Below are 25,600 nucleotides of genomic sequence, written 5' to 3' on the forward strand. Positions count from 1 at the left end.
AGTTGCTTTTAATTCGGGGTCCGGAGAGTTCCATGGCAGATCTTCCTCTGGAGGGCGTCCGGGTTGTCGACCTCACCTCGGCCATGGCGGGTCCGTTCGCCACAATGTTGCTGGCCGATCTCGGCGCCGAGGTGATCAAGGTGGAGCCGCCCGAGGGCGACCAGTCCAGGGACTGGGGCCCGCCGTTCTACGGGGAGAAGTACAGCGCCTACTTCGCCAGCGTCAATAGGGGGAAGAAGTCGGTGGTGGTGAACCTCAAGAGCGAGGACGGGAGGCGCGTCGTCTATAGGCTGGTCGAGAGGGCCGACGTCTTCCTCGAAAGCTTTAGGCCCGGCACGGCGGCTAGGCTCGGCGTGGACTACCAGACCCTCCGCAAGTTGAACCCCAGACTGATCTACTGCTCCATATCGGGCTTCGGGCAGTACGGCAGATATAGGGACCAGCCCGGCTACGACCTCATCGCGTTGGCCATGAGCGGCTTGATGGACCTCACGGGGGAGCCCGACGGGCCTCCCGTCAAGTTCGCCGTGCCTATCGCCGATATAGTCACCGGCATGTACTGCGCGGTCGCGGTGCTCGCGGCGTTGAGGGCCAGGGAGAGGACGGGCGAGGGGGCCTACATAGACATGGCCCTCCTGGACAGCGCCTTGGGCATATCCACGCACCAGTCCGCCTCCTATCTGGCCAGCGGGAGGGTGCCGCGGAGGCTGGGCAGCGCCCACTCCAGCATAGCGCCCTACCAAGCCTTCAAGGCGGGTGACGGGAGGTACTTCATCGTGGCGGTCGGCACAGAGAAGCTGTGGAGGGACTTCTGCAAGGCCATAGGGAGGGAGGATCTTGTCGACGACCCCCGCTTCGAGACTAACGACAAGAGGGCCGTAAATAGGGAGGCGCTGGCGGCGGAGCTGGAGAAGGTCTTCTCCCAGAGGCCTGCATCCCACTGGGTTGAGGTCCTCAGATCTGCCGGGATCCCCGCCGCGCCTATATACAACATCGCCGAGGCCCTCAACGACGAGAACACTAGGGAGAGGGGCATGTTGCTGGAGTACGCCACTGCCCTAGGCGCCGTGAGGGTGGTGGGGAGCCCTATAAAGATCGACGGCAAGCCGCTGGCGGCCTCGGCCCCACCGCCGCTCCTCGGCCAACACACCGTCGAGGTGTTGAGGGAGCTGGGCTACTCGGACGAGGAGATAGAAAGGTTAATAAAGGAGGGGGCGGTGGGGACATGGCGGTGATAAAGGAGAGGGTAGGCGACGTGTTGGTGGTCAAGCTGAGCAGGCCCGAGAAGAGGAACGCGTTCAACCTCGACATGGCCCGCCGCGTCCTGGAGGCCCTAGACGAGGGGTGCGCCGCGGGCGGCGTCGTCATAACTGGGTCGGGGGGCTTCTTCTCCTCGGGCCTCGACCTCGCCGAGATATACGGGCTTAGGAGCTTGGAGAGCTCCCTCGAGTTCTTCGGGACGGTCAACAGAGTCTCCAAGAGGATCGTCGAGTGCCCCAAGCCCGTTGTGGCCTTCGTCAACGGGCCGGCCTTGGGCTACGGCACCGAGATGCTGTACTTCGTGGACTACGCCGTGGCCGTGAAGTCGGCCTACTTCTCACTCCCCGGCGTTAGGTACGGCCTCATGACGGCCACGCCCGTAGTGGCGCCGCTCTTGTTGGGGCCGAGGGCCCGGTCCTTCCTCGACTGGGAGTTCAAGCTGACGGCTGAGGAGGCGCTTGAGTGGGGCCTGGTGCAGAGGCTAGTCGACGACGAGAGGCAGGGCATGGAGGTCGCCGTAAACATAGTCAAGAAGATAGGCGAGGTCCCCAACGCCTCGGCGATAAAGAGGCACTTCAAGGCCGTCCTCAAGCTGGTGGAGAAGGACTGGGCGGAGTTCGAGAAGCTCGTCGCCGAGGCCGCCGTAAACCGCGAGGTGAAGTCCAAGATAGAGCTCTTCCTAAAGCGGTGATAGACGAGAGGAAGGTCCTGGATCTGTTGACCGAGCCTAGCTTCCGGCCCGGCCTCGTCAAGGTAGTCGACGAGGTGCGTAGAGGCGTCGCGGACCCCGTCGAGGTCGTGTCTAGGTCTCTCGACGCGGCCAAGCGCTACTCTCACCTGAACGCCTACATAACGCTCCTGGACGACGTCGCGATGGAGAGGGCCGAAAGCCTCAGGAAGGCGCTGAGACGGGGTCTCGATAGGGGGCGCCTCTTCGGGGTGCCCGTGTCTCTGAAGGACAACATACTCACTCGTGGAGTAAGGACCACTATGGGTTCCCGCATATTCCAGAGCTACGTGCCGGCCATCAACGCCAGAGTAGTCGACGTGCTCGAATCCCAGGGCGCCGTGGTGGTGGGCAAGGCCAATCTACACGAGTTCGCCTCTGGCGTCTCTAACAAGAGCTCCGTGGCAGGCCCGGCCCGCAACCCGCACGATCCATCACGTATATCCGGCGGTTCCAGCGGCGGCTCCGCCGTGTCCGTGGCGATCGGCTCAGCGTACATCTCGGTCGGGACGGATACGTCAGGCTCAGTGAGGATACCCGCCGCCTTATGCGGCGTGGTGGGCTACAAGCCCACATACGGCTTGATAGATATCTGGGGAGTGTTCCCCCTGGCGTGGACGCTCGACACCGTCGGCGTGTTGGCGAGGAGCATCTCCGACATAGCCTATTTCCTATACGCCGTCACTGGCGATCTTGACTACGTGGTCCGTATCTCCACTGATCTAGATATAAGAAAGATCACAATAGGTTATTTGGAGCTCGACGAGAATAACAAAGTTGAAAAATATATTATGGATATTATCTCAAAATTAGATAGTGAAGGCTATAATATAAGAAGAATTTCTATAAATATTGAAAGCTATATTGAGACCCAGAGGGTGATAAGGCTCGCCGAGGCCTCCGCCATACATAGAGAGCTCTATAGGGAGTATAGGGACCTCTACTCGCCCGATGTGGCAAACCTCATAGAACAAGGCTTTAAGTATTCGGCCGTGGATTACCTCGCGGCGCAGAGAAGCCGTAGCATTCTGACGCAGAGCTACAGGAGTGTATTTAAGTCCGTGGACGCCGTCGTGACGCCCACAGTACCCGTAGTGGCTCCGCCCATAGAGCAACTAGACGAGATGGCGTTTAGGGCTCTCGCGACTAGATATACCACCGTGGCCAACCTAGTCGGCTCACCTGCGCTCTCCCTGCCCGTAGGCCTTGTAGAGGGGTTGCCTGTGGGTCTCCAGCTCCTAGGCGATGTGGGCCACGATGCCGAGCTCCTTGCGATAGCCAAGTCGATAGAGGTCGCGGTCTCTAAGACGTAGCGCTCTTAAACAGATGGCAGCTATCGCGTCACCGCCTTTGATCACTGCGTCGTAACCTCGACGAACCCCCCGAAGGCGTCCACGCTCACCTTCACCACCCCCTTGCCGCCCGGCTTGTTCTGGGGCAACTTGACGTAGCCTCCCGCCGAGTTGCTCGACGTCAGGAGGCCGACCTCTTCGGGCAACTTGAGGGCTATTTTGGCCATCCCGCCCGACACCTTCAAGCCCACCGACGCCTCGCCCTCGAAGGGCCTATAGCCGAGCTCTGCCGAGAGGAGGCCCCCCTCCACATCCGCCGCGATCTCCGACCTGCCCAGCTCCGCCTTGAGCTCGACGACGCCACCCTCCACGTCTAGGTCTGCCTTGCCGAATTGGACCCCCTCGACCTCCGCCTTGCCTCCCTCGACCACTATCTTGAGCTCGTCGAGCTCTCCCACCTCCAGGACGACCTCGCATCCGTCAGCCTCGACGCGGCCGGGCCCTATCTCGAAGTCCTCCTCGTCTCCGCACAGGGCTCTCGCCCGGCCGGCCCCAGGCCTTATCTCGATCTTGGACTCCTCCGCCTCGACGGCGAGCGATCTGCCGTGGGCGAACGGCCCGTCGTAGACCACCTTCTTGGCTTTCCGAATTCCCTTGAAGGCCCCCAGCCGGAGCACCGACCCCAAGATGCTCACCCCCTCCGTCAGCAGATGCGCCAGTCCCCCCTCGCCGATTAGGCCGACGTCGTTGGCCTTCAGCTCCACGTACGGCCTAAGGCCCTTGGGCGCCTTGACGAGCGCCACCTCTCTAATGGACTCGACGACGTCCATGAAGAGCCCGGGATCCACGTCGTCGGCTATCTCGACTATCGCCGAGTCCTGTACCACAAGCTTCCTGCCCTGCCTCTTGACGTACTCCAAGAGCTCTTTATTTATCTTGACGGCTATTCTGTCTTCGAGGACTAGAGGCGGCTCGGGCCCCTTCGCCTGCCCGCCGCCCTCCGCCTGGAGCGATCTGACCACCTCAAGCGCCTTGGCCCCCATCTGGGTCAGCCTGTAGAAGCCCCTCTCGTCCTTCTCCACGAGGCCGTCGAGCCTCTTTAGGTGGAAGGCCAGCGTGGGGCTGTCCACCGACAGCGCGTCCATCAGCTCCGAGTAGAGGCGCGGCCTGTCGGCCAACAGCTCCAGTATCCTGCGCCTTATGGGATTCGCGAGGGCCTCAAAGATGTCCATGGGAGGAGGAACGCGGAGGGAAAAGAGCTTTTCCGTAAAGTAGGCTGGACATCGCCGGGTCGAGGCGCCGGCCTTTTGTCGAGAGGAATAGACAAAGGCGCGAAGTATATAAACGCGCCTTTACGTATCTACATGCGCGCGTTGTTTCCGGGCAGGTTCCAGCCGCCGCATTGGGGCCACGTCAAGGCCGTGAAGGCGATATTGGAGGAGGTCGACGAGGTCGTCGTGTCTGTGGGATCGGCGCAGTTCAACTACATACTCAAGGACCCCTTCACCGCCGGCGAGAGGATCTGGATGTTGAGGGAGGGGTTGAGGGAGGGGGGCGTCGATCTGTCCAGAGTGATCATAATCCCCATACCCAACGTGGAGAACAACCTGGAGTGGCTGGGCCGCGTGCGGTCCTACGCGCCGCCCTTCGAGGTGGTCTACACAGGCAACCCCTTCGTGGCCAAGCTGTTCAGAGACGCGGGGTACGAGGTGAGGCAACAGCCCATGTTCGAGAGGGATCGCTACGTCTCCACGCGCGTCCGCGAGCTTATGCTGGCCGGCGACCCGAGGTGGGAGGAGCTCGTGCCGAGGTCCGTCGCCGAGATAGTGAAGACGATAGGCGGGGTCGAGAGGTTGAGGATAGCGGCTGGGGGAGAGGCGGAGCCCCACATGTGGTGATGAGGGCCGTCCCCGCGCTTCTGGCCTTGGCCGCGCTGGCCCTCGCGACGGCGACGCCCATATCGCATGTCGTGATAGTGGTCGAGGAGAATAGGGCGTTCGACAACCTCTTCGGCCTCTACCCCTTCGGCTGTCCCCCCATCGTGAACAACATAACGCTCTCCGTCATGTGGCCCTACGGCCTATACGACAACTACAGCCAGCTTGAGCATAGCTGCGCCGAGATTCCGTGGATATCGGTGCCGGAGATCCCCTGGGCTCCTTGGCTGGGCCAGAGACACCCCCGCTACGCGGGGTCGGCGGTCGAGGAGAACCCCACCGAGGGCTGGGCGCAGTACCACGGCGACTACTGGTTCGGCGAGCCTGTGGGCTTCGTCTTCTACTCCGGCCCCCAGTCTCTCGAATACCTCTCCTACCAACAGGTCTGGCCTCTCTGGGATCTCGCCGAGGAGTACGTCCTGGCCGACGCGTTTTTCGCCCCCGTCTTGGGCCTCACGGATCCCAACAGAGTGGCGGACCTCATCGGGAGGCCGCCCGGCTTCTACACAGACAGCGCAGTCGGCGTCGTGCCGTTCGAGCAGTCTGTGATGTACCAGCTCGAGAAAGCCGGCGTGTCTTGGGGCTACTACGTCTACGGCTACCGGGGAGGGGTGCCGTACCCCCTCACGGCCTTCTCCGGCGCCGAGAGGTACGTGGGCCACTACGGGGACTACGGCGACTTTCTGGCGAGGCTCGGCAACTGCTCCATACCGGCGGTCTCCTGGGTCATGTTCTTCGGCGGTTCCAGCGACGAGTACGACATGCACCCGCCGCACAACGCGACTGCCGGCGCCCTCGCTGTCTTGAGGCTCGTGGAGGCGATAGAGCGTAGCCCTTGCTGGAACTCCACAGCCGTCTTCATAACCTTCGACGAGGGCGGGGGCTTCTACGACCAAGTGGCGCCGCCCGCCGTGGACCCCTTCGGGCTGGGCCAGAGAGTGCCCCTCATAATAGTCTCGCCGTACGCCAAGGAGGGCTACGTGGACAACCACACTATGAGCGACTACACCATCCTCGCCTTCATAGACTACAACTGGGGCCTGCCCTATCTGACGCCCGAGGTCGCCAACAGCGACCTGCAAGGCCTCCTAGACGCCTTTAATTTCTCCGCGCCGCCGCGGCCCCCGCTCGAGCCGTCCAACTGGACCTATCCGTTGCCCCTCCAGTACCCAGTCCACTACGGCTATATAGCCGCCGTGCCGAAATACGCCACCTACGCCGACGTCTACAGAGCTCCCGGCCTAGACGCGTTGCCGTGGCTCACAGCCGCCTTGCTGGCCCTCACCGCCGCCTGGGCCGTCTCGCGGAGGAGGCCTCTCGCCTACGCCGCCGCGGCCATCTCGGCGGTCGAGGCGCCGCTCTCGGCCTATATCTACTACGCCTGGCCCATGTACCAATTCATCGCGCAGTACTACGTCGCCGTCTCCGGCCTGGCGCTGGGCGGCCTCGCCTTGTGGACGCTGGGCCGGACAGCCAGAAGGCTCCGGCGCGGCTAGACCACGCCGTACCTCCTGGCGATATCCCTCGCCATCTCGACGAGCTCGCGAGGCCCTAGAGAGAGGTCGGCGACGTCCGGCGGAGTCTCCGCTAGGCTGACGAGCCCGGCCTTTTCTGCCACCTTCCTCAGCCTGGACGCGGCCTCCCTCGCCTCGCCCGCGGTGAACGGGCCCATCTTGACCTCGAAGGCCCATATACGCCTCCTCCCCCTGGTCAAGACCACGTCTACGTCCTCGCGGGGCGAGTACCTCTGCGTGGCGCCGAAGTGCTCGGCCAGCATCTCGCCGACGGTGAACTGGGCCTCCCTCCCCAGAGGGAGCTCCGGCGGGGTCGAGCCCAGATCGCTCACGTTGTATTTGGCCTCGGCGTAGAGGATCAGAGACAGGGCCGGCGATCTGACAGCGTAGTACCGCTCTCTCCCCAGCGTGGGGATCGCCCTCAACACGCCCATCTTGGCGAGCCGCGCCAAAATCGACGAGGCCGAGGCGAGGCCGCCCCTCAGCCCGAGCGCCCCGGCCACGTCGGAGCTCTTCCAGTACCCCGCCGCGACGAGCAAGATGGCCCTCCAGTAGATCTCGGTCAACTCCCTATCCTCCTCTGCGAAGACTTCGCCCACAAGCCCTCTCGCGGCCAGCGCGAGGTCCCGCGCCCTAGCCCTCAACTCCTCGGCGCTCCCGATATGCGGTATCAGCCAGGGATCTCTCCACAACATGGAGAGGACGGGATCCCCGACCTGGGGCAAGATGTCGCTGTAGGCTATGATGTCGACGTGGAAAGGCGCGAAGAGGCCCAAGAGGGGGCTCGAGCGGTCGAAGACCTTGCCGAGGACGCCGTGGCTGGAGCCGCTGGCCACGAGCACCCCGTTGGGCGCCCAGCTGGCCAGAAGATCCCAAAACCTCGCGGGGAGGCGCTGGAACTCGTCCACCACGGCCACGCCGCCCCGCCGCAGAGTTGCGCCGACCTCTCTAAGGGCCGACTCCACCGGCACCAGCTCGCCGCCCAACACCGCGGCGCCGCCGCCTTGGCCAACCAACACGTAGACGTCGTGGCGGACGCAGTTCTTGACCAAGGTGGTCTTCCCGACCTTGCGCCTGCCGTACAGCAGAACCCAGCCGGAGAGCTTGGAGAGCGCGGCGCACTCCCTCCGTTTAATTAGTCTCATCAGACTAGTCCAAATAGACTAGTCTAAAAAGTTTAGTGACGGCTAGAACCTCCTCTCGTTCTTCTCCAGCTTCTCGAAGTAGGCCTTCTCGAGGTCCATCCCCAGAAGCCCCGCTATTGTGAGGACGTAGATGAAGACGTCCGTTATCTCCTCCTCCACATCCCGCCGCACGTCCTCCAGCCTCAAGTCGCCGTGGCCGTAAACCGTGCTCCTGACGACTTTCTTCACCAGATTAGCCGCCTCGCCCACCTCCCCCGCCAAGGCGTTCGTTAAGTACTCCAGGCGGAGGGCCAGATCCCGCTCGTCGCCGATTTCCCAAAACCGGGGGAACTTCCTCCGCGAAAACTCGGTCTGTATCTCCACGAGCTTTTTGAGATCCACGTGTCCGGCTGATGCCGTAGCTATAACGCCTACTCGTAAAACTGGGCTGAGAAATAACGGAGAACGCGTAATGCGATTTATTGGCCTAGAGAGGCCGGGTGAGCTTGCACAAGCCCGATTTACCAGTTAGCGCAGTCGCCGGATAGCGAAGCCCGCTTTAGAGAGAACTATTTACTGTGTTAAAATTGTTTTCGATAGATTATCCGATAAATAAGCTTTTTATAGTAACAGTGTTAATAGACACGTGGCGAGGAGGATAGCGTTCGTCGGCCCGCCCAACGTCGGGAAGTCGACGTTGTTCTACGCCTTGACCGGGCGCTACGTCAAGACGGCCAACTACCCCGGAAAGACCTTGGAGATGAACGTGGGGAAGATCAGAGGGACGGAGGTGGAGCTTGTGGACCTCCCAGGCGTCTTCAACCCCCAGAGCCCCAAGGACGAGGACGAGGCGCTGGCTCTGCGGGAGGCGCTCGAGGGGCCCTACGACGGCGTTGTGGTGGTCGGCGCGCCCCACGCGATCAAGGAGGCGCTGGCTCTCGCCGAGCACATAGGCAGGAGCCGGCCCGTCGTCCTTGTAGTAAACATGGTCGATCTCGGCGCTCCGGAGATGCCCTCCGAGGAGCTGTCGGCGAAGATGGGGATCCCCGTCTTCTACACATCTGCCGTGAAGGGCCTCGGGGTCCTCCAGCTCCGGCGTTTTCTGGCCAGCTGGGCTCCGGCCGGGCCGACTCCCGTGAAGGCCTTGGAGATACCGGTGAGGCCCTCCGCCAAGCTGGCCGGGGCCTTGTTCTCGCGCCCGTCCCTGGCGTTCGCCGCCGTCCTCGCGCTGTCGGTAGCCACAGTCCTCGCCCTCTTCGTCGCCTTAGAGGGGGCCGGGCCTTGGCCGGGCATCCTCTCGTATATAGAGCCGGCGCTCGACGGCGTGTCGGACGCAATAGCGTCGGCCGGGTTGCCGCCGGCGCTTGCGTCGTTTCTGGCCGACGGGCTGTGGCTGGGCGTGTCGGCGCTTGTGGGCTTCCTGCCATACATGCTCATTGCTCTGTCGCTCGTGGTGCTCTACGAGGAGACCGGCGTCATAGGGCTGCTCGGCAGAATGCTGGAGGCCAAGATGGTCTCCCTCGGCGTCCCCGGCCGGGGGATTCTCTGTCTGATGATCGCCTCGGCGTGCAACGTGCCGGCGCTCTCCACCGTGAGGGTTATGTGGGGGAGGGGCAACAGGCTCATGTCCGCCCTTCTGGTGCCCTACGTGCCGTGCGCCGCCAGGCTCTCCCTCTTCGTGGCGGTGTCCGCCGCCGTCTTTTCGGCCAAGCCCTATCTGGTGCCTCTCGCGGTCTTCGTCCCGTACGCCGTCGCCGCCCTCGCCGTCTTGGCCGCCTCGCTGATCTACAGAAAGGCCTTCGGCGTGGTCCCCCGCGTGGAGGGGCTCCCGCCGACGCCTCTCATGGTCCCCAACTTGAGGATATACGCGTTGAAGGTGTGGGCGGGCTTCAAGGACTTCCTAGTCAAGGCAGGCCTCTTGATAGCGCTGTTCCCCGCAGTTGTGTGGCCCCTCACGCACTTCGGGCCGTCGGGCTTCGTCTCGGATATCTCGGAGAGCTGGCTCGCCGAGGCCGGGAGAGCCTTCGGCGCCCTCCTCGCGCCCGCGGGCATTCCCTGGCAGATATCGACGTCGTTGATAGCGGGGTATATCTTCAAGGAGGTGGTGTGGGGCTTCATGGTCGCCCTCGGCGCCGACTCTCTTCTGCCCAGTCTGTCGATCCCCGCCGCGCTCGCCCTCATGGCGTTTATGGCCGTCTACTCCGCGTGCGTCGCCACTGTGGGGGCCATGGTCAAGCTAGTCGGCTGGAGGCTGACCGCCCTCTCCTTGGCGGTCCAGCTCGCCGTGGCCTTGGCGGCGGCCTACGCGGTGTACGCGGCGGCCTCGGCGTTGATCTATATTTAGGCGATTCGGGAAGTGCGTGAGGTATAGACAGTACGGCGACTTGAGAGTGTCGGAGATAGGGTTCGGCGCTTGGGTGCTCGGCGGCATGTACGGCGAGTTGGGCAGGGACGGGGCTAAGAGGCTTGTGGAGAGGGCCTTGGACCTCGGCATAAACTTCTTCGACACCGCCGACGTCTACGGCAGGGGGAAGTCGGAGGAGCTTCTCGGCGAGCTTCTGGCCGGGAGAGACGGCGTCTACGTCGCGACGAAGGTGGGGTACGACTTCTACTCGAGCCCGGAGAGGCCTACGCGCCGCTACGACGCCGAGTATTTGGAGGCGGCCTTGAGGAGGTCCGCGGAGAGGCTGGGCAGGAGGCCCGACCTCGTCCAGCTCCACAACCCGCCGAGGGAGGAGGTGGAGAGGGCGGCCGCGTATTTCCTCAAGATGAGGGGGGTGTGGGCCAGATATGTGGGCGCCGCGCTGGGGCCGGAGGTGCAGGTTCTGGAGGAGGGGAGGACGGCTCTTAGGGCCGGCTACGACTCCATAATGTTCGTCTTCAACATACTGGAGCAGGAGCCCGGGAGGATCTTGATAGAGGAGGGGCGGGGGAGGATGCTCCTGGCGCGGGTCCCCCACGCGAGCGAGGTGTTGACGGATAGGTTCAAGCCGTCGTTTCCCCAAGGCGACCACCGCTCGTTGAGGCGCGCCGAGTGGCTGAGGAGGGCTAGGGAAATCGCCGAGAGGGAGGTAGCTCCGCTGGCCAGAGAGCTCGGGCTGACGCTGGGCCAATACGCCCTCAAGTTCGTCCTCTCGTTCCCCGTCACGTCTGTCCTAGTCACGGCGACCTCGGTGGAGGAGCTTGAGGAGTACGCAGAGGCCAGCGACGGCAAGCCGCTCCCGGAGCACCACCTGGAGGCCCTCGCCGAGCTGTGGAGGAGGCACGGGAGAGAGCTGGCTTAAGCCGCGGCGCCTAGGCGGAGCCTCCCGCCGCGTTGCGACCGCCTGCAGAGATATATCCTCCGCAGTACGACGCCAGGCAAGACGTCTGGCGAATTTACACGCCGAATCTCCGCGACCGGCGCCCTCACCGCCGCGTTTCAATAACTAGGCCATCTCAATACACGAAGGTGGCCGATCTGCTGGGCACAAGCGCCTGCGCGCTTAGACGCTACGGCATCTCGCCGAAACGGCTATCTGGAGGCGGCGGTGGAGGGACCGAGACGCGCGGCGCCCCACCTGGCCGAGCTGGTGAGAGCCGCGGCGAGGAGGTAGCTAAATGTCAAGTTCAGATACACACCTAAGGGCTACGCCGAAACTTACCAAACGGCTCTGCTGGCTATGAGGAATAACTCTAGGGAGTACGACGTGATGTACTTCGACGAGCCGTGGCTGTATACCTTCTACACAAACGGCTGGCTGTCGCCGATCGGCAAGACGGATCTCTCGGGGGCGCCGGACCTAATTGCCCAGTTGGGCTACTACAAGGGGGAGCTCTACGCGGTGCCCATCACCGGCAACTTCAACTTCTTGTTCTACAACAGGGCCGTGATCGAGTCGGTGGGGGAGAACCCGCCCAAGAGCTGGGACGACGTGGTGAGAATAGCCGAGACGGTCCAGCAGAAAATAGCGCCCAGGACATGCGGCCGGTCTGGCAACTACCCCGGCGGAATTACGTCGGACGTCTACCTCACCGTGCTGTTAAGCCTCGGCGGCGCCATGTTCGACCCAAGGGGCAGAGTCGCCCCGGTGCTGGACAGCAACGAGGCGGTTGAGGCCCTTAAGCTAATCGCCTATCCAGCCAATAAGGCGGGGCATCCAAAGACCACCTCGTGGGTGAACTCCTAGTCCCACAGCCACGCCGACCGTGACCAGAACCGCGCCTCCCGCAATTCGGCCACCTACAGCTCTACTTCTCAAGCGGCCGCTAGCCTATCTTCTCCTACGCTTTCTGGCACCATCATTGGCCACTTTAAGGATTTTTAAAAGGGGAGGCCTTCTCATCTGTGACTCTGCTAGTCCACCCTTGGAGGGATTTGGGGAGGTATGTGGAGATTAGGCTTGAGGAGGCGAGGTACGAGCTCGAGCTTGCTGAGAAGTTTACTAGAGAGGAGATGTACAGAAATGCGGCTGGCAAGGCGTTTCAGGCTTGGAAGTCGCTGATGGCGGCGCTGGCGGCTGTACACAGAGAGGCGTTGGCTAGGCACTACCCCGGAGCTGTCAGGACGCGCGACGGCCAGGCGGTGGCCAGGGTGGATTGGCTAATAGCCTACATGCCGTCTAGTAAATTGCGGGAGGTTGCTCAGAGGCTCAGAGACGTAGTAGACTTCGACGTGGTGTCTCTAACAGACCTCGCCTTAAATCTCCACGAATTTCAGTACAACGGCGTGGATAGAGAGGCTCTGCTCAGCAGGTACACCTCCCTAGAGCTGGCGGTGGAAGATCTCAAGCTTTTCTTGGCCAGGTGTAGAGAAGTGCTCCAGAGAATTAAGACGTAGCGCCCCGCTACGGCTCTTGTATATGGGTTCACATCTCGTAATGCCCTCTGTATAGAGTAGCTCGGTATTTGTACGATATAGCCGTCTTAGTCGAAAGCTGTGGTTGCTGGTCTAGAAGAGCTGTCGATGCGGGCGAGTTGATGAGGAAGATAGTAGTGTCTCCACGAGTATTATCTTTGAGGTAAATAAATCTCGGCGGTCCCCAAACCACGACGCGCAGTGGACGATACCCGATACTCGAAACCGAGAGGCCGCTCTGTGAGAGGTGAAGTAGGCGAGGGAGTTCTCGGCCGATTTCACAGATCGCGGAGCCGCCCTAAGCGCGTGGAGGGGCTGGCTGAGAGAGGCACAGCGGTCGCGATGAGAGCGCCGGGGCGGAGGCCGCTCGCGTCGGGCGAGGCGCCGCAGGTCCGCGGGCCTATCTGCCGCCTCCCGCAGTGCGGCCGGGGACGATGTGGTGTCTCCTGCATCTGGCCTCGTAGGTCTCGCCGCCGCCCACGAGTATGCGGGGGCCGTCCGCCGGGGCCGGCCTGCCGCCGATAAGCCTCTGGGTCCTGGTGGCCGGCCGCCCGCAGACCTTGCACACAGCGGTCAGGGAGACGACCTTGTCGGCGTAGGCCATAATCCTCATGGTGGTCTCGAAGGGCTCTCCCCGGTAGTCGAGGTTCAGCCCGGCCGCGATGACGAGCCTCCCGTAGGCGAGCCGGTCGAGAGCCTCTGCGAGAGACGGCGGGAAGAACTGAACCTCGTCGACGGCGACCACGTCGTACCTCTCGCCCTCCTCGGCTATTGCTGCGACTCCTGACTCGTCGGGCGGCACCACGAAGGCCTTCAGCCTCAGCCCGTTGTGGGCGGCCACCGAGAGGGCGTCGTAGCGCGAGTCTATAGACGGCTTGAAGACAGCGGCGGACCTCCCGGCGATTATCTGCCTCTCCACTCTCCTGATGAGCTCCGTGGTCTTCCCGGCGAACATGGGCCCCACTATTGCGACCAACACTGACTGCCGGCCTCCGCCTTTATAGGGACTGCATTGATTTATTTACGGGAATACGGCATTATATGGACCCCGTTGGGAGGGCCCTCAAGGCTCTGGATCAGCTAGTCCTCAAGCCGCTGGAGGACATAGCCAGCGGCGCGGAGGGGATAGTGGAGGCGCTCGCCGAGCAGCTCGACGTGCCGAAGCCCAGAGTAGCCGCCGTCGCGGTGCCCCTCGACGAGTGCGGAGGCCAGCCCGGCGGGCTCTGTAGAGGGATAGCCGGGGTCTACGAGCCCGGCCTCATAAGGATAAGCTACAGGTCTTCCCTCCCGTCCCTCCTGCACCTATTCGCCCACCACCTCCAGGCCGTGGAGATGGGGGAGAGGTTCCTACAGGCGAGGCGCGCGGAGGCCGAGAGGCTGCCGTGGGAGTTGAGGCCTCTCGAGATAGCGGCCGCCGTGAGGGCCGCCCAGCTCGCCAGGAGGGCCCCGCCGAGGATTTTAAGGGTGTGGGAAGAGGAGATAAAGCCCAAGATCAAGGAGCTCGACGAGAACCTAGCCCAGCTGAAGGCCGACGTGGAGCAGCTCTACAGATACGCCGAGATATACGCGCGGCGTTAGCCATCTGCCGAGCGCTAAGGACGCTGAGAACGAGGCGAGAGCTCTCCCAGCCGTGCGAGGCACGGCGCCGCGAAGGCCGGGAGGAGCGGTGCGGGGACAGGTCTGGTGAAGGCGGCCGCGGACTCGTCAGGAGATCGCGCCGATCCTGTCCGGCCGAGCATATCCTCGACTCGGCGCCCACAGCTATTGCGTATCCTTCCAGTAGCGCGGCGACTGTCAGCGCGATCAAGCCGGCCTTAATCTCGCCTTATTTGCGAGGATGTCGATATTTCAATCGGCGCGAACGCGAAGCATCCCGGCAAAACTTCCGCGGGCAACAAGACAGCGATCAAAAGGGCTATGACGGCTATCGCGAACAAGGCCGCATAACGCTTTATATATGCCGAGAGCGCGAATACGACGATACTGTGCGCCGGGGGGTAGTAGAGGCCGCAGATTAGAGGAGGCCGAGGCGCCACATTGCGACGAGGCCTACAAGGAAAGATGCCGCTAGGAGTATCGAGAATGCTATTAGGGATAGCAACGAGGCCTTCTTGTCGTCTTCTGTGGCGATTCTTGAGCTCAAGAACAACGTAATAAAGGCAAGCGCTAGGGAGGCCGCGAGGAAGGGAGGACCTATAAAGACGACGCCCGGCATAGGGAGCGAGACAGTGGCTAGATATGCCGAGGAGAGCCAAAGCGATATCTTAAAGGGATCGACCGAGGAATACCTCGCCACTATAGGTTTCAAGATCAGAGCTAGGAGGAATGCAATAGCTAGACCCAATAGAATTAATGAGACAAAGTTTAACAATAAAACTCTCATATTTGATATGTTAAGGAGAAGTCCCAGTGAATAAGTCAAGCTCCCAGCAAAGGCCGGGAGCCAAGGGGCGGCGAACCTAAGCGCTCCGGCAGGCCTCGTCCAGTCGTCGGCAAGGGATCTCAAATATCTCTTCGCCTCTTCGAGATCCGCGGGAAGCGATGGATACAGCAGGCCGAGGACGGCTCTCACAACAGCCGTTGCGAACTTGCCCCTTCCGGAGAACTCCCTTTGCATTACCTCTACGAGGCTCCTCGCCCTCTCCTCCACGGCCTTTTCGCCGAGGCGCCTCACTGCGAACGCCTCGGCGTAGAGCTCGTCGGTGAAGTGAACGGCGTACATCAGGAAAGCCGAGAGGGCGAAGCCTAACGCCCAGAAAAAAGCTTGGTTAAAGTACAGCTTTCCGTAATTAGCAAGCATGGCTCCAATCATCGCGAAAAGGAGGGCCTGGAAGGCGGTTGCGACGAAGTACAAAAACCTAGACCTCGCGTGGCCTAGTTCATGCATTAGGACGACGGCGTTGTTCCTATGCCGCGGGGCGATGAAGACGATAGGCCGGCCTATTATCATCGTGGCCGATGTCAACAAGGGCCTATCGACATAAATTACGGCTACTCCATCCACGATCTCTTTACGCGGATATCTCCTTACTAAGATTTTATACAATATTAAAGAAACCAAAAGATATGTTAGCATATATAATAACATAGCTAGATAGGAAGATAGAAGAAGAGAATATAGAGTGGGGCCTCCCCTGATCAGATACTCCCTTATCGGAACCACGACTAGGTACATAACGGCTGCTACAGACAATAGAGGAGGATTAGATAGGAGCGATAGATATGTATAAAAGTCAAAAACTTTTAGGAGGGACCCCTTCTCCTGCGCCATTTTCGCAACCCCAGCTACGAGCCCCGCCCAACCGAGCCCGAACAATATTAGTGCGGCGGCTGTTAAGTCGCTGGCCATTTGCGCTCTCGTTGTAGCGCCGGCGGCTCCGGCACCGGTGGCCGCCCCGCCAGCCGCAGATCCATTTGGGATTACGCACCACGCCAGAACCTGCGGGACAGATCCGACGTACGCTATTAGTATCAACATCCCTATCGCCGCTTTTATCTTATCGTTCACCACGACTGCAAGTAGTGACGGGCATTTTTTAACGTTCGACTTTTAAAGAAGAAATGACTTCGATAACTGACGTATTTACGGCGGGTTGCTTGGCGCGGCGGCCTATCGCCAGGCGGTTGCTGGCGACGCCGGCTCTCGAGCCGCTTAAGCGCCCGGCGCTCCGCAGAGGGCGACGTACAGCCACCCCGTCGCAGGCAGGATGCGCCGGCAGCCAAGGGCTTGGCGGATCTAAATCTCTAGGTACAGTCGCCCAGCCATATAGACGTATACGACGTTCTGCGAGAGGGAAAGGTGCCAGTTGTTAGGCGCGTCTTTGGGGTAATAAAGTTATAAGAGGAGGCAACAACGGCACTGTGGAGTTCCCAGTATTGGCTAAGCCTTGGAGAGACCCTGGGCGGTATAGGGAGGCGCGTATGAGGGAGGCGGAGATCGAGTGTAGGCTGGCGTTGGAGTTTCTCTCCGAGGGCTTGGTGAGAAACGCCGCCGGCAAGGCTTTTCAGTGCTGGAAGGCGTATCTGGCGGCTCTGGCAGTGGAGGGGAGGGATATGCTGAAGGCTAGGTTTCCCGGCGTCGTTAGGTTGCGTAAGGGGGAGGAGGTGGAGGAGGTCGAGGACGTCGATGTGGTAATCGCCGTGATGCCGACTACGAGGATGGCCGAGGTCGCGGCTTTGCTGTCGCGGCGGTTCGGCGAGGAGGTGTTGAAAAACACATTTCTCGCGCTGGAGCTACATAGGTATCAATACAACGGCCCCGACCCCGAGGCCGTGATTTCTAACGTGCCGGACGACTCGACGGCGGCTAGGCTTATCTGCGTCTTGACGGGATATCTGGCGATGCGTTCAGAAGATCTTAAAAAGATATACGTCAATATCTGTAAATAAATTTGGACTAGTCCTCGTAGATTGCCGGCCACGACTTGATGCCGTAGCTGTGAAAACTGTATAGGCGGCTTAGGCAGGGGAGTGGAACGAGTGGGGCGCCAACACCGCCGTTGTTCTGTCCGTCACCAGCCGGGCTTCTCTGTATCAGCTGTATAGGCTCTATCGCCGCGACGCCTATCTATCCAGGCACCGCGCCGGCCTCTTGAGCGGGGCGGTGCGTTTTTATATCCTCACCGGTGTCTGGGGCATGAAGGTCGGGTTTATCGGCTTGGGGATCATGGGAGGGCCTATGGCGAGGCACCTCCACAAGGCCGGCTTCTTGGCGGCCGTCTACAACAGGACTAGGGCCAAGGCCGAGCCCTTCGGGAAGCTGGGGGTCTACGTCGCCGAGTCGCCCGCCGACCTCGCGAAGAGGGTCGACGTGGTGATCGAGATGGTGTCCGACGCGCCCGACGTGGAGCAAGTCCTCTTCGGGCCCGGCGGCGTGGTGGAGGGGGCTAGGCCCGGCCTCGTCGTCGTCGACATGTCGACGAACTCGCCCGATTGGGCCAGGAACTTCGCCGAGCGCCTGGCGGCGCGCGGGATAGACTTCCTCGACGCACCTGTCACGGGCGGCCAGAAGGGGGCGGAGGAGGGGACTCTCACCGTCATGGTGGGGGGCCGGGAGGATCTCTTCCAGCGGCTCCTCCCCGTGTTTAAGGCCTTCGCGAAGGAGGTTATCTACGCGGGGCCTGTGGGCTACGGCCAGGCCATGAAGCTCGTGAACCAGGTGGTCATAGCCCTCAACACAATAGCCATGGTCGAGGGGCTGAGGCTCGCCGAGGCTCTCGGGCTGGATATCGACAAGGTGGCGAGGCTCTTGACGGTGGGGGCGGCCAGGTCGGGCTCCATAGAGCTGTATCTGCCCAAGCTCCTCAAGGGCGACCTCTCGCCGGGGTTCAAGGCGGCCCACCTCAAGAAGGATCTGGCCTACGCCATGGAGATAGCCAACAGGAAGAGCCTCTCGCTCCCTGCCTCGGCGCTCGCGCTGGAGCTCTACAAGAAGATGGTGGAGAAGGGCCTCGGAGAGCTGGGCATACACGCCTTGGGCAAGGCGTATTGAGCCCTCCGCAACTATTTAATATCCCGCCTCGGCGGGTCCGTGGGCTTTCTCCTAGAGAGGTCGTTCTGGCGCGCGGCCGAGGCCATGTTGGAGGCCGGCGAGTACAACCTCGCCCTCTTCCACATAGAGCAGGCGTTGTAGCTCTGCCTTAAGTACAAGATCTACGAAAAGTACGGGGACTTCCCCAAGACGCACAGCCTCAAGCTCCTGTTGGCGGAGGTCGGCGTCCAGATCCCGCTGGATCCCGTGGTGGTCGACCTCCTCGAAGACGCCTATATAGGCTCGCGGTACCTCCCCGTGCGCTACTCGCAGGAGAGCGCGCGGCGGGCCTACCGGGAGGTAGAGAGGGCGCTCCGCGCTCTGTCATATCTATAGAGCTCTTCAGACGGCTCTGGACGAGGAGGGCCGAGGAGCTGGAGAGGCTCTGGGCCGCTCTAGAGAGGCTGAAGGCGCGGGCCAGAGAGCTCGACCCGGATGCCCGCCTCTACGTCTTCGGGAGCTTCGCGCAGGGGAGTCCGAGGCCCGACAGCGACGTCGACGTGCTGGTGGTGACGCGCCTCGCCTCCACAGAGGAGGGGCGCATACGCATGAGGGCCGAGCTCGGCGGCGTCCTCAGCCCCTACTCGCCGGTGGAGCTTCACGTGGTCTCGCCGGAGCAGTTCGGGTGGTACCTCCAGTTTATGGACGCCTTCGTGGAGATATAGGTCGTAGGGAGGCGACGGGCTTGTGCCCGCGCAGAGCGGCGCGTCGCCGAATCCTCGGCCGTTGCCCGGCCCTCTATCGGCGCGGTCTGCCGCGGCAAATACGCCCCGCGGCGTGACCTGCCGGCGGTGGTCGAAGGCGCCCGGCCTGTTACTCGACGTCGAGGAGGGCTTGGTATATCGCGGCAGATGCCGCGGAGAGGGCCCCCGCAAATATCCAGAGCGCCTTAAAGCCGATTGTTGCGACTATCGCCGAGGCTATCGGCGGCGCCACCGCCCCGCTCAATTGCCAGAACAAGTTGGCCGTGCCGGCGGCGCTTCCGGCCGACTCGCCGCCGATCTTGGAGACCGCCGTGGAGTTGGCGGGCGTTATGACGAACCTCACGAAGCCCATAGCCGCGGCGACGGGGAACACTGTGGCGGGGCCCGCGGCGAGGGCGGCGACGAGCGCGCCGTAGATCCCCTCGAACGCCACGAGCGTCCTCTTGACGCCCAGCCTCCTTATGACGTACCCGGCCGCAACGGTCGCGGGAATGCCGAGAAGCGCCGTCATGGAGTAGGCGAGGCCAGCGTAGTAGTCGTTGAGGCCTATGTCCAGGAAGTACTTATACGCGTACAGCGTCACCGTCCAGTACGCGGCGAAGAATAGGAATCCAGCCGCGCTCACGACGGCCACGCCGTTGCCGAGCGAGGGCCGCCTGGCTTGCCCCGCGCCGACTACGGCGGATACGCGCAGGGGCACATACGCCAGCGCCAGGGCGGCGGAGGCCGCCGCTATTATGTAGTAGTCCCACCTCCACCCCAGCGATATGCTGACCGCCGGGAGGGCCAGGCCGGAGAGGACGACGGAGAGAGGCCAGGCAAGGCTGTAGTAGCCCATGGCGACGGGCAACTCGCCGCCGCGGAACTCAGAGCTGAGGAGCTTGACGGTGGCCGGGTATATCCACCCCGCGGCTAGCCCCATGGCGAGGCTCGCGGCGTATTCGACCTCCATGTCGGGCGCCAGCCCCGAGAGCGCGGAGGCGCCAGCTAGGCCGAGCAACGCGGCCGAGGCGACGCGGGCGGGGCCTATCTTGTCGGACAACACGCCCGCCGGTATTTGGACCGCCACGTATCCTGCAAAGAACAGGGCGAAGACTACGCCGTTTTGGTAGACAGTCGGCCGCAAGTCGGAGTAGGCCGACGCTATGCTCCAGGCGAGGCGGGAGAAGTAGCTCATGAAGAAGGAGGCCGAGGCGAGCGCCACCAAGGCGGCCTTTCTTGGGCCCATTCCCCAACCTACCCGTATATTTTTCGATTTCCTCTAGACGTAGCCCTCCTCGGCCAGCTTGTCGGCGACCCAATTCCAGAGAGGCGCGCCCGCCGCAACCGCCACGGCGAGCGACGCGGCTGAGAGCGCCAGAAGCGCGCCGGTCCAGACATCCGCGGCCAGCAACAAGGCGGCGGACAGTTGCGGAAGTCCGGACGCGGCCACCGCCATGGCGAAGGGCGCCATCGTGGCGGCCACGTACGCGAGCCCGGCGGCGCCGATGAGTGTCGCCTTCAACGAAAGGGTCTGTTGCCTCTGCGGAAGCCCCAGCTCTCTGATCTGCGGCACGCCGATATACGCGGCGGCGATCCAGCCCACGAGCGGGTAAAGGAACACGGCCGACGCCAGGCCTGCCGCCAGATACAGCGAGGGCCCGAAACGGAGGCTCTGCACAGCGTAGGCGGCTATCCAAGGCGCGAGCACAGCCGCGGCCGACGCCGCTCTCGCCAACGATCTGTATCTAAAGTAGGCGTAGGGATCCGCGGAGAGGCTGAGCCAGAGCCGCTCCCCGGCGACTGCCCCAATAGAGAAGCTGGCTATAAGGAACTGTATTATGTAGTAGACAAAGCCCGCGGCGATGGCTAGACCTATCTCGTCGTTGATAAATAGGGTCGCGGCGTAGTACAGAGCCGCAGTGGCCGCCGAGATGTATACCCCCAGCTTCAAGGCGTTTATGCGCTGAAGCACCTCGACGGAGCCGTAGGGCGTTTTGACCGTCTTGACTCTGGCGCCGAGGGCCGTCGTTGCCCAGACGACCTCCCACGGCGTTCTGCCCAGCTTGGGCCGGCCCATCATGACGGCCTCCGCCATCCGTCGAGGATACGGCGGCATCAGCTCCGAGGGCCTCCCGAAAAGCCCGTAGGCGTTGGTCGCCAGCTCCTCCACGTATTTACGGGGCATCACGACGGCCATAGCGGCGGCCAGCGCGGCCGAATACGCCGCGTATATCGGCGATGGCTCGACGAGTCCGTAGAGAGGCGACAGCGGAGGGTCGACGAAGGACAGGGCCGCGGCCGCCGCGAAGTAGGCCAGATAGAGCGACCTGGCCTTCCAGGGAAGGAGGGGGGCGCCTGCGACTGCCAGCGCAAGGGAGGCCGAGTTGGCCAAGAGCGCCAGGGCGTACCAAGGCGCGTTGGAGAGCGTCGTGAAGGAGAAAGTGAAGGAGGCAAGCACCAAGGCGAAGCCCAGACCCATTACGGCCGCCCTCATGAGGAGGTACTCCCACGGGCTTATGGGGGCGGCGAAGTAGAAGTCTATCTCGGACTTAGATACGACGAATCTCCCGCCTATGGCGGAGGACAGAGCCGCCAGCGCCATTAGAAAGCCCAGTAGCTGGACGGCGGCCGCTGGGCCTATCCCGGCCCCTCCCCTATACACGAAGACGGCCAACGCGACGAGGAAGACGATGGAGGCGATGGAGCCCCGGCCGGCGGACTGTTTGAAATATAGGTAGTACTTCCGCCAAGCCCTCCTCCACCGCCCGCCCGGCCTAGACATAGCCGTTTTCGGAGAGATAGTTGACGAAGCGGTCCCACACGGCGGAGGCCTTCGGCGAGACGGCTGTGAGGTAGAAGAATAAGGCCGACAGCGCCAGCAGGATGGCGGCCGCTACGTCGGCGGCTAGGTAGAACACCGGCGCGAGGACTACGAGGCGCGACGCCGCAACGGCGAGCCCGAAGGGCGTGGCCAACACGGCGAAGAAAGCGATCGCCAAGGCCCCGATCAAGGCGTTGCGTAGAGTCACCTTGAAGGGCGCCGCCGTGAGGCCCAGCTCCCTGACTTGTGGTATCTTGGAGTAGCCTGAGGCCAGCCAGCTCGCGGCTGGCAGAGTCAAGGCGGCTGAGGCCACGGCGGGGGCTAGGTAGATCGCGGGCGGGAAGAACGACGACTCTAGAGCATAGGCGGCGGCCCATGGCGCGAGGGCCATCGCCACAACGACAGCCCTTGCGCGCATCCTGAGCTTGAAGTAGGCCGCCGGCTCGGAGACGACGCTGAGCCAGAGCCTCTCCAAGGCGAGGGTGAACCCCGCTGAGGAGAAGGAGTAGAGGGAAAGCATGTAGAACGACATTAGGGTATACGTGAGAAGTATGTCGGGCTCGTGTATGAAATACGCGGCTATGTAGTACGCGGCGGCGCCGCCGGCCGACATGGGCAGAACGATCCTGAACACGTTCACCCTCCTCAGAGCCACGAAGCCGCCCTGGGGCGTATTCAACCTATATCTAAACGACGCGTTGACCGAGGTGGCCCAGACAGCCCTCCAAGGCGTGGGCCCTATCCGTACCCCGTACACGACCGAGGGGGATCTACGGATGGCGGGCTCTCCCGGGAGTCCGAGAACCCCGTAGGCATTCGTCGCTATATCGGCCAGAATTCTGCGCGGGGCGGCTAGAAAGGCCGCGGCGGCCAGCGCGCCCGAATAGGCAACGTATATCGGCGATGGCTCGACGAGTCCGTAGAGAGGCGAGAGCTCCGGCCTCGCCAATAACAACGCGGCCGCAACGCCGGCGGAGATCCCGTAGGCGATCTTAAGCCTCAGCGGGGCCAGGCTGGCGGCCGTCGCCGTTAGGGCGAAGAATGCCGTGTTGAACAAGAGAGCCGCCGCGTACACGGCCAGGCCGTACGGGTCGGGGCGGAGCAGGGGGGCCGTATACGCCGCGAAGAGGAAGAGGTAGGGAAGCGCCAGCGCGACGGCCTTCAGGAGGTATATCTCAAGGGGATCCACGGGCGCGGCGAGGGCGAAGTCTACCTCGGACTTGTATATGGCCATGGAGCTCGGCACTGTTATGAAGATCAGCGACAAGGTCAAGACCGCCAGCGATGTCGTGACCGCCGCGTATGCTGCGGGCCCTCTGCCGGCCGCAATGAGCGCGGCCATTGCAACGAAATACGCCGCGAAGATCCCGAGGAACCACTTGCTGTAGAGCTGCTTGACGTAGAGCCTGAAAACCCTCCAAGTCCTGCCGGCCCGCATCAACGCATGAGCCTCGCGACGACCTCCTCTATCCTCTCGCCGGCGTCTTGCGCCATGGCCTTGAGCTCCTCCATGGTGCCGCGCCAGACTATCCTCCCTCTGTTTATCACGAAGACGTCCCTCGCCAGCCTCTCGGCTATCGCCATTATGTGGGTGGACACGAGCAGGGCGGTCCCTGCGGCGTTCATCTCCTTGAGCATCTTTATCACGGACTCCTGGGCAGGTATGTCGAGGTAGTTGAGCGGCTCGTCGAGCAGAAGGACCTTAGGCTTGTGGAATATCGCCAGCGCGAGGGCCAGCCTCTGCCTATTGCCGCGCGAGAGCGAAGAGGCCAGCTTGCCCTCGACCTCCTCGAGGCCCAGGGCCTTGATGGCCCAGTCTACGGCCGAGTCGTCTATTCCGCGGAGCGCCGCGACGTACTCGAGGTTCTCCCTCACCGTCAAGTTGAGGAAAGGCACGGCGTCTTCGGGCAGGAAGCCCATACAGGCCTTGGCCTCCTTGGGCCGGCGCTGGACGTCGTATCCGCAGACCTTGGCCGACCCCTCGTCGGGCTTGAGGAGGCCGGCCAAGATCCTTAAAGTGGTGGACTTCCCAGCCCCGTTGGGGCCCAGGAGGGCCGCCGCGCCGCCGCAAGGCACCTCGAACGACACTCCGTCCAGGGCCACGGTCTTGCCGTACCTCTTCTTGAGGCCCTCGGCGGATATACACACGGCAGGAGAAGCGTATGTCTTTTTAAAAACTTCAGCAAATTCTGACCCAGACTCTGCCCTCCCGCCTGAAACACCTCCTGGCCTCTCTGTAGACGGCCAGCGTCTCCTCGAGGAAGGACCTGTCGGCGTACAGCACCACGCCGTCCTCCAAGGCCTCTAGAAGGAGGACGTTGCCCCTCCTCAACATCTCCAGAAATCTGTCGCTCCTGACGCCGAGCGGTTGCACGGCCGGATGCTCTAGGTCGAAGAGGACTCCGTAGGCCTCTCTGGGATCCGCCGGCAGGTCGTCGGCGACGACCAAGACGTCGTAGTCGCTCGACTCCGTGTAGTCTCCTCTGGCTCTAGAGCCGAAAAGCACCACGAGCTTAGCCCCGAGCGATTTATACCTCTCGACCAGCCCCTCCAACACGGCCCTCGACCCAGCCCAAGACAGCCTCTGCGCATTTTATACAGGTCTCGGCGTCTCTGTCGGTGTAGTAGTCCATGGGGGCGCCCTCGGCGAAGGCGTCGGGATACCTCGTGGGTATGTACTGTTTGTCCAGATAGAGCAGACATTCCAAGATCTCCTGCGGCGGCTCGAGCCCCGAATCCCTCGCGAGATACGTCAGGGAGTGCCCCCTCCTCTCCTTGCCCAAGTAGTTGAGGAGGGCCTTGACGGCCTTCTCGGCGGCTTGGTGCGCCTCGTAGCAGGACTCCTCGTAGAGGCCGGCGCCCCGGTTCAAGCGGGCCGACTCCAAGTTCCTCCTCGCCTGCCTCAGCCAGTCCCTAAACCTCGCCACCACGGCCTATGTCGGGCCCTTTAAATAATCGACGTACTCCTCGGCCAAAACCCTCGCCTCGCCGTACGCCGCCTCGACGCCGTCCAGCTCGGCTACGGGCCGCCCGCGGCACGTCACGACGACTCTAGGCCTCCTGGACACCACGGCGACTCTCCACCTAGGCCTCGCGTAGTCCGCTATGCTACGCCCGGCGACCTGCCTAGCGTACACCTCGCCGTCCGCCGCAGGCCTCTCGGGGCACTCCACGACGGCTGTGGCCAAGTAGTAGCGCCCCTCCCTCGCCTCGACAGATCTGTGGGCTCTGTAGAGGATAACGGCGGCAACGTGTGTGCATATGTCGCGGGCCCTTCTCTGGCCCCATTCCGTGAGGTAGCAAGTGCAGACCCAGCGCCTCTCAGCCTCGGACCACCACACGTGGTACTGCGGATACCTATCGCCGAGCTCCGGCCTCCCCCTCACGACGTAGTAGCCGGGCCCCTCCGACACGTCGCCGACTCTCGCCAAGGCCCTCCTCAGCCACTCCCGGGACTTACCGGGGAACTTCCTCCTCAAGGGCTCGAGGGGGTCGGCCTCCACGTAGATGTATACACCTCCTTAAAAATCAGATATGTCCAGGAAGCCGTCGTCGGAGATCCGCGCCTTGTACGTCCTCAACGGAGGCCTCACGTCCTCGAACTCGCACGGGACCTCGGGCCTTACGACCGGCCTCTCCACCATCTCGCCGGTCCTTATGTCGTATTTGGCCTTATGGGCGGGACATACGGCGTAGTAGCCGTCCACCTCGGTCAGCAAGGCGCAACCCATGTGGGCGCAGACGGCGTCCATGGCGTAGAGGCCCTCCGGCCTCTTGACCACGAGGATCGGCCTCCCCTTGAACCATACGAGTATGTGGTCCCTCTCCTCGAAGACTTTGGCCAGCACTCTCACCTTCATACAGCCGACATA

Annotated in this window: 25 protein-coding genes and 2 pseudogenes; 14 read left to right on the forward strand and 13 right to left on the reverse strand. The window is 62.6% G+C overall.

Features of this window, described 5'->3' with window-relative positions:
- The first annotated feature begins 32 nt into the window (after positions 1–32).
- Genes TUZN_RS04040 through TUZN_RS04050 form a run of 3 tightly spaced genes read left to right on the forward strand, consistent with a single transcriptional unit; the run spans position 33 to position 3,300 of the window.
- A complete protein-coding gene (locus TUZN_RS04040; protein ID WP_013679663.1) occupies positions 33–1,235 on the forward strand; it encodes a CaiB/BaiF CoA transferase family protein in 1,203 nt (400 codons plus the stop codon).
- On the forward strand, positions 1,226–1,951 hold the full coding sequence (locus tag TUZN_RS04045) for an enoyl-CoA hydratase/isomerase family protein (RefSeq protein ID WP_013679664.1): 726 nt from the start codon (positions 1,226–1,228) through the stop codon (positions 1,949–1,951). Before TUZN_RS04040 ends, TUZN_RS04045 begins: the two co-directional genes overlap by 10 nt.
- Positions 1,948–3,300, forward strand: coding sequence for an amidase (locus tag TUZN_RS04050; protein ID WP_013679665.1), 1,353 nt, complete (start codon positions 1,948–1,950; stop codon positions 3,298–3,300). Before TUZN_RS04045 ends, TUZN_RS04050 begins: the two co-directional genes overlap by 4 nt.
- 41 nt (positions 3,301–3,341) lie before the next feature.
- Here the strand turns inward: TUZN_RS04050 and TUZN_RS04055 are convergent, their stop codons facing one another.
- Entirely contained in the window at positions 3,342–4,511 is a 1,170-nt protein-coding gene (locus tag TUZN_RS04055; protein ID WP_013679666.1) for an ArsR/SmtB family transcription factor, read from the reverse strand.
- A gap of 132 nt (positions 4,512–4,643) precedes the next feature.
- Between TUZN_RS04055 and TUZN_RS04060 the strand changes: the two genes are divergently transcribed.
- Together TUZN_RS04060 and TUZN_RS04065 are read left to right on the forward strand one after the other, a co-directional pair.
- On the forward strand, positions 4,644–5,177 hold the full coding sequence (locus TUZN_RS04060) for a nicotinamide-nucleotide adenylyltransferase (RefSeq protein WP_052886075.1): 534 nt from the start codon (positions 4,644–4,646) through the stop codon (positions 5,175–5,177).
- Entirely contained in the window at positions 5,177–6,712 is a 1,536-nt protein-coding gene (locus TUZN_RS04065) for a phospholipase C (protein WP_013679668.1), read from the forward strand. Before TUZN_RS04060 ends, TUZN_RS04065 begins: the two co-directional genes overlap by 1 nt.
- Here TUZN_RS04065 and TUZN_RS04070 read toward each other — a convergent pair.
- Together TUZN_RS04070 and TUZN_RS04075 are read right to left on the reverse strand one after the other, a co-directional pair.
- On the reverse strand, positions 6,709–7,875 hold the full coding sequence (locus tag TUZN_RS04070) for an ATP-binding protein (protein ID WP_013679669.1): 1,167 nt from the start codon (positions 7,873–7,875) through the stop codon (positions 6,709–6,711). The genes TUZN_RS04065 and TUZN_RS04070 overlap by 4 nt on opposite strands.
- Before the next feature lie 42 nt (positions 7,876–7,917).
- Positions 7,918–8,256, reverse strand: coding sequence for a MazG nucleotide pyrophosphohydrolase domain-containing protein (locus TUZN_RS04075; protein ID WP_013679670.1), 339 nt, complete (start codon positions 8,254–8,256; stop codon positions 7,918–7,920).
- 244 nt (positions 8,257–8,500) lie between these two features.
- Between TUZN_RS04075 and TUZN_RS04080 the strand changes: the two genes are divergently transcribed.
- The 4 genes and pseudogenes from TUZN_RS04080 (at position 8,501) to TUZN_RS04095 (ending at position 12,673) form a co-directional block, all read left to right on the forward strand.
- Positions 8,501–10,198 (forward strand): ferrous iron transporter B, encoded by a 1,698-nt coding sequence (locus tag TUZN_RS04080; RefSeq protein WP_013679671.1) that lies wholly within the window; start codon positions 8,501–8,503, stop codon positions 10,196–10,198.
- Positions 10,199–10,214: 16 nt separating this feature from the next.
- The gene (locus TUZN_RS04085) at positions 10,215–11,138 is read left to right on the forward strand and encodes an aldo/keto reductase (protein ID WP_013679672.1); all 924 of its coding nucleotides are present in this window, start codon (positions 10,215–10,217) and stop codon (positions 11,136–11,138) included.
- Between the two features lie 327 nt (positions 11,139–11,465).
- Positions 11,466–12,023 (forward strand): annotated as a pseudogene (locus tag TUZN_RS04090) (extracellular solute-binding protein); the annotation flags it as partial.
- Between the two features lie 158 nt (positions 12,024–12,181).
- Positions 12,182–12,673, forward strand: coding sequence for a PaREP1 family protein (locus tag TUZN_RS04095; protein ID WP_013679675.1), 492 nt, complete (start codon positions 12,182–12,184; stop codon positions 12,671–12,673).
- Between the two features lie 418 nt (positions 12,674–13,091).
- On the opposite strand, the gene TUZN_RS04100 is transcribed toward TUZN_RS04095, so the two are convergent.
- The gene (locus TUZN_RS04100; protein WP_013679676.1) at positions 13,092–13,670 is read right to left on the reverse strand and encodes a thymidine kinase; all 579 of its coding nucleotides are present in this window, start codon (positions 13,668–13,670) and stop codon (positions 13,092–13,094) included.
- A gap of 62 nt (positions 13,671–13,732) precedes the next feature.
- On the opposite strand from TUZN_RS04100, the gene TUZN_RS04105 reads away from it, so the two are divergent.
- A complete protein-coding gene (locus TUZN_RS04105; RefSeq protein ID WP_013679677.1) occupies positions 13,733–14,269 on the forward strand; it encodes a hypothetical protein in 537 nt (178 codons plus the stop codon).
- Between the two features lie 436 nt (positions 14,270–14,705).
- Here the strand turns inward: TUZN_RS04105 and TUZN_RS04110 are convergent, their stop codons facing one another.
- Positions 14,706–16,202: a hypothetical protein gene (locus tag TUZN_RS04110; RefSeq protein ID WP_013679679.1), complete on the reverse strand. Its 1,497-nt coding sequence runs from the start codon at positions 16,200–16,202 to the stop codon at positions 14,706–14,708.
- A gap of 350 nt (positions 16,203–16,552) precedes the next feature.
- Between TUZN_RS04110 and TUZN_RS04115 the strand changes: the two genes are divergently transcribed.
- The 4 genes and pseudogenes from TUZN_RS04115 (at position 16,553) to TUZN_RS04130 (ending at position 18,886) form a co-directional block, all read left to right on the forward strand.
- Entirely contained in the window at positions 16,553–17,080 is a 528-nt protein-coding gene (locus TUZN_RS04115) for a PaREP1 family protein (RefSeq protein WP_013679680.1), read from the forward strand.
- Between the two features lie 247 nt (positions 17,081–17,327).
- Positions 17,328–18,182, forward strand: coding sequence for an NAD(P)-dependent oxidoreductase (locus TUZN_RS04120; RefSeq protein WP_013679681.1), 855 nt, complete (start codon positions 17,328–17,330; stop codon positions 18,180–18,182).
- 153 nt (positions 18,183–18,335) lie between these two features.
- A pseudogene (locus tag TUZN_RS11455) lies at positions 18,336–18,557 on the forward strand (HEPN domain-containing protein); the annotation flags it as partial.
- Positions 18,558–18,625: 68 nt separating this feature from the next.
- Positions 18,626–18,886, forward strand: coding sequence for a nucleotidyltransferase domain-containing protein (locus tag TUZN_RS04130; protein ID WP_237698284.1), 261 nt, complete (start codon positions 18,626–18,628; stop codon positions 18,884–18,886).
- A gap of 148 nt (positions 18,887–19,034) precedes the next feature.
- Here TUZN_RS04130 and TUZN_RS04135 read toward each other — a convergent pair whose 3' ends face one another.
- The 8 genes from TUZN_RS04135 to TUZN_RS04170 are packed head-to-tail and all read right to left on the reverse strand — an operon-like array spanning position 19,035 to position 25,588.
- On the reverse strand, positions 19,035–20,153 hold the full coding sequence (locus TUZN_RS04135) for an MFS transporter (RefSeq protein ID WP_013679684.1): 1,119 nt from the start codon (positions 20,151–20,153) through the stop codon (positions 19,035–19,037).
- 33 nt (positions 20,154–20,186) lie between these two features.
- Complete coding sequence (locus TUZN_RS04140) at positions 20,187–21,689, reverse strand: hypothetical protein (RefSeq protein WP_013679685.1); 1,503 nt, start codon at positions 21,687–21,689, stop codon at positions 20,187–20,189.
- Positions 21,682–23,166, reverse strand: coding sequence for a hypothetical protein (locus TUZN_RS04145; RefSeq protein WP_013679686.1), 1,485 nt, complete (start codon positions 23,164–23,166; stop codon positions 21,682–21,684). The genes TUZN_RS04140 and TUZN_RS04145 overlap by 8 nt, the downstream gene beginning before the upstream one ends.
- Positions 23,166–23,876: an ABC transporter ATP-binding protein gene (locus tag TUZN_RS04150; protein ID WP_013679687.1), complete on the reverse strand. Its 711-nt coding sequence runs from the start codon at positions 23,874–23,876 to the stop codon at positions 23,166–23,168. Before TUZN_RS04150 ends, TUZN_RS04145 begins: the two co-directional genes overlap by 1 nt.
- 31 nt (positions 23,877–23,907) lie before the next feature.
- Positions 23,908–24,285 (reverse strand): nucleotidyltransferase domain-containing protein, encoded by a 378-nt coding sequence (locus TUZN_RS04155; protein WP_158305067.1) that lies wholly within the window; start codon positions 24,283–24,285, stop codon positions 23,908–23,910.
- Complete coding sequence (locus TUZN_RS04160) at positions 24,257–24,658, reverse strand: HEPN domain-containing protein (RefSeq protein ID WP_013679689.1); 402 nt, start codon at positions 24,656–24,658, stop codon at positions 24,257–24,259. Before TUZN_RS04160 ends, TUZN_RS04155 begins: the two co-directional genes overlap by 29 nt.
- Positions 24,659–24,661: 3 nt before the next feature.
- Positions 24,662–25,231, reverse strand: a complete 570-nt coding sequence (locus tag TUZN_RS04165; RefSeq protein ID WP_013679690.1) for a hypothetical protein — start codon at positions 25,229–25,231, stop codon at positions 24,662–24,664.
- An 18-nt stretch (positions 25,232–25,249) separates the two neighbouring features.
- Positions 25,250–25,588, reverse strand: coding sequence for a Rieske (2Fe-2S) protein (locus TUZN_RS04170; protein ID WP_013679691.1), 339 nt, complete (start codon positions 25,586–25,588; stop codon positions 25,250–25,252).
- Positions 25,589–25,600: the final 12 nt, after the last annotated feature.

It is taken from the genome of Thermoproteus uzoniensis 768-20 (genome assembly GCF_000193375.1).
GTDB classification, from domain to species: Archaea; Thermoproteota; Thermoprotei; order Thermoproteales; family Thermoproteaceae; genus Thermoproteus; species Thermoproteus uzoniensis_A.

Excerpts from the sequence above, each read along its gene's own strand:
- TUZN_RS04105 (WP_013679677.1), top strand. The coding sequence starts at position 13,733 with ATGGACCCCGTTGGGAGGGCCCTCAAGGCTCTGGATCAGCTAGTCCTC.
- TUZN_RS04170 (WP_013679691.1), bottom strand. The coding sequence starts at position 25,588 with ATGAAGGTGAGAGTGCTGGCCAAAGTCTTCGAGGAGAGGGACCACATA.
- TUZN_RS04060 (WP_052886075.1), top strand. The coding sequence starts at position 4,644 with ATGCGCGCGTTGTTTCCGGGCAGGTTCCAGCCGCCGCATTGGGGCCAC.
- TUZN_RS04070 (WP_013679669.1), bottom strand. The coding sequence starts at position 7,875 with ATGAGACTAATTAAACGGAGGGAGTGCGCCGCGCTCTCCAAGCTCTCC.
- TUZN_RS04140 (WP_013679685.1), bottom strand. The coding sequence starts at position 21,689 with ATGTCTAGGCCGGGCGGGCGGTGGAGGAGGGCTTGGCGGAAGTACTAC.
- TUZN_RS04120 (WP_013679681.1), top strand. The coding sequence starts at position 17,328 with ATGAAGGTCGGGTTTATCGGCTTGGGGATCATGGGAGGGCCTATGGCG.
- TUZN_RS04055 (WP_013679666.1), bottom strand. The coding sequence starts at position 4,511 with ATGGACATCTTTGAGGCCCTCGCGAATCCCATAAGGCGCAGGATACTG.
- TUZN_RS04065 (WP_013679668.1), top strand. The coding sequence starts at position 5,177 with ATGAGGGCCGTCCCCGCGCTTCTGGCCTTGGCCGCGCTGGCCCTCGCG.
- TUZN_RS04145 (WP_013679686.1), bottom strand. The coding sequence starts at position 23,166 with ATGCGGGCCGGCAGGACTTGGAGGGTTTTCAGGCTCTACGTCAAGCAG.
- TUZN_RS04040 (WP_013679663.1), top strand. The coding sequence starts at position 33 with ATGGCAGATCTTCCTCTGGAGGGCGTCCGGGTTGTCGACCTCACCTCG.
- TUZN_RS04045 (WP_013679664.1), top strand. The coding sequence starts at position 1,226 with ATGGCGGTGATAAAGGAGAGGGTAGGCGACGTGTTGGTGGTCAAGCTG.
- TUZN_RS04135 (WP_013679684.1), bottom strand. The coding sequence starts at position 20,153 with ATGGGCCCAAGAAAGGCCGCCTTGGTGGCGCTCGCCTCGGCCTCCTTC.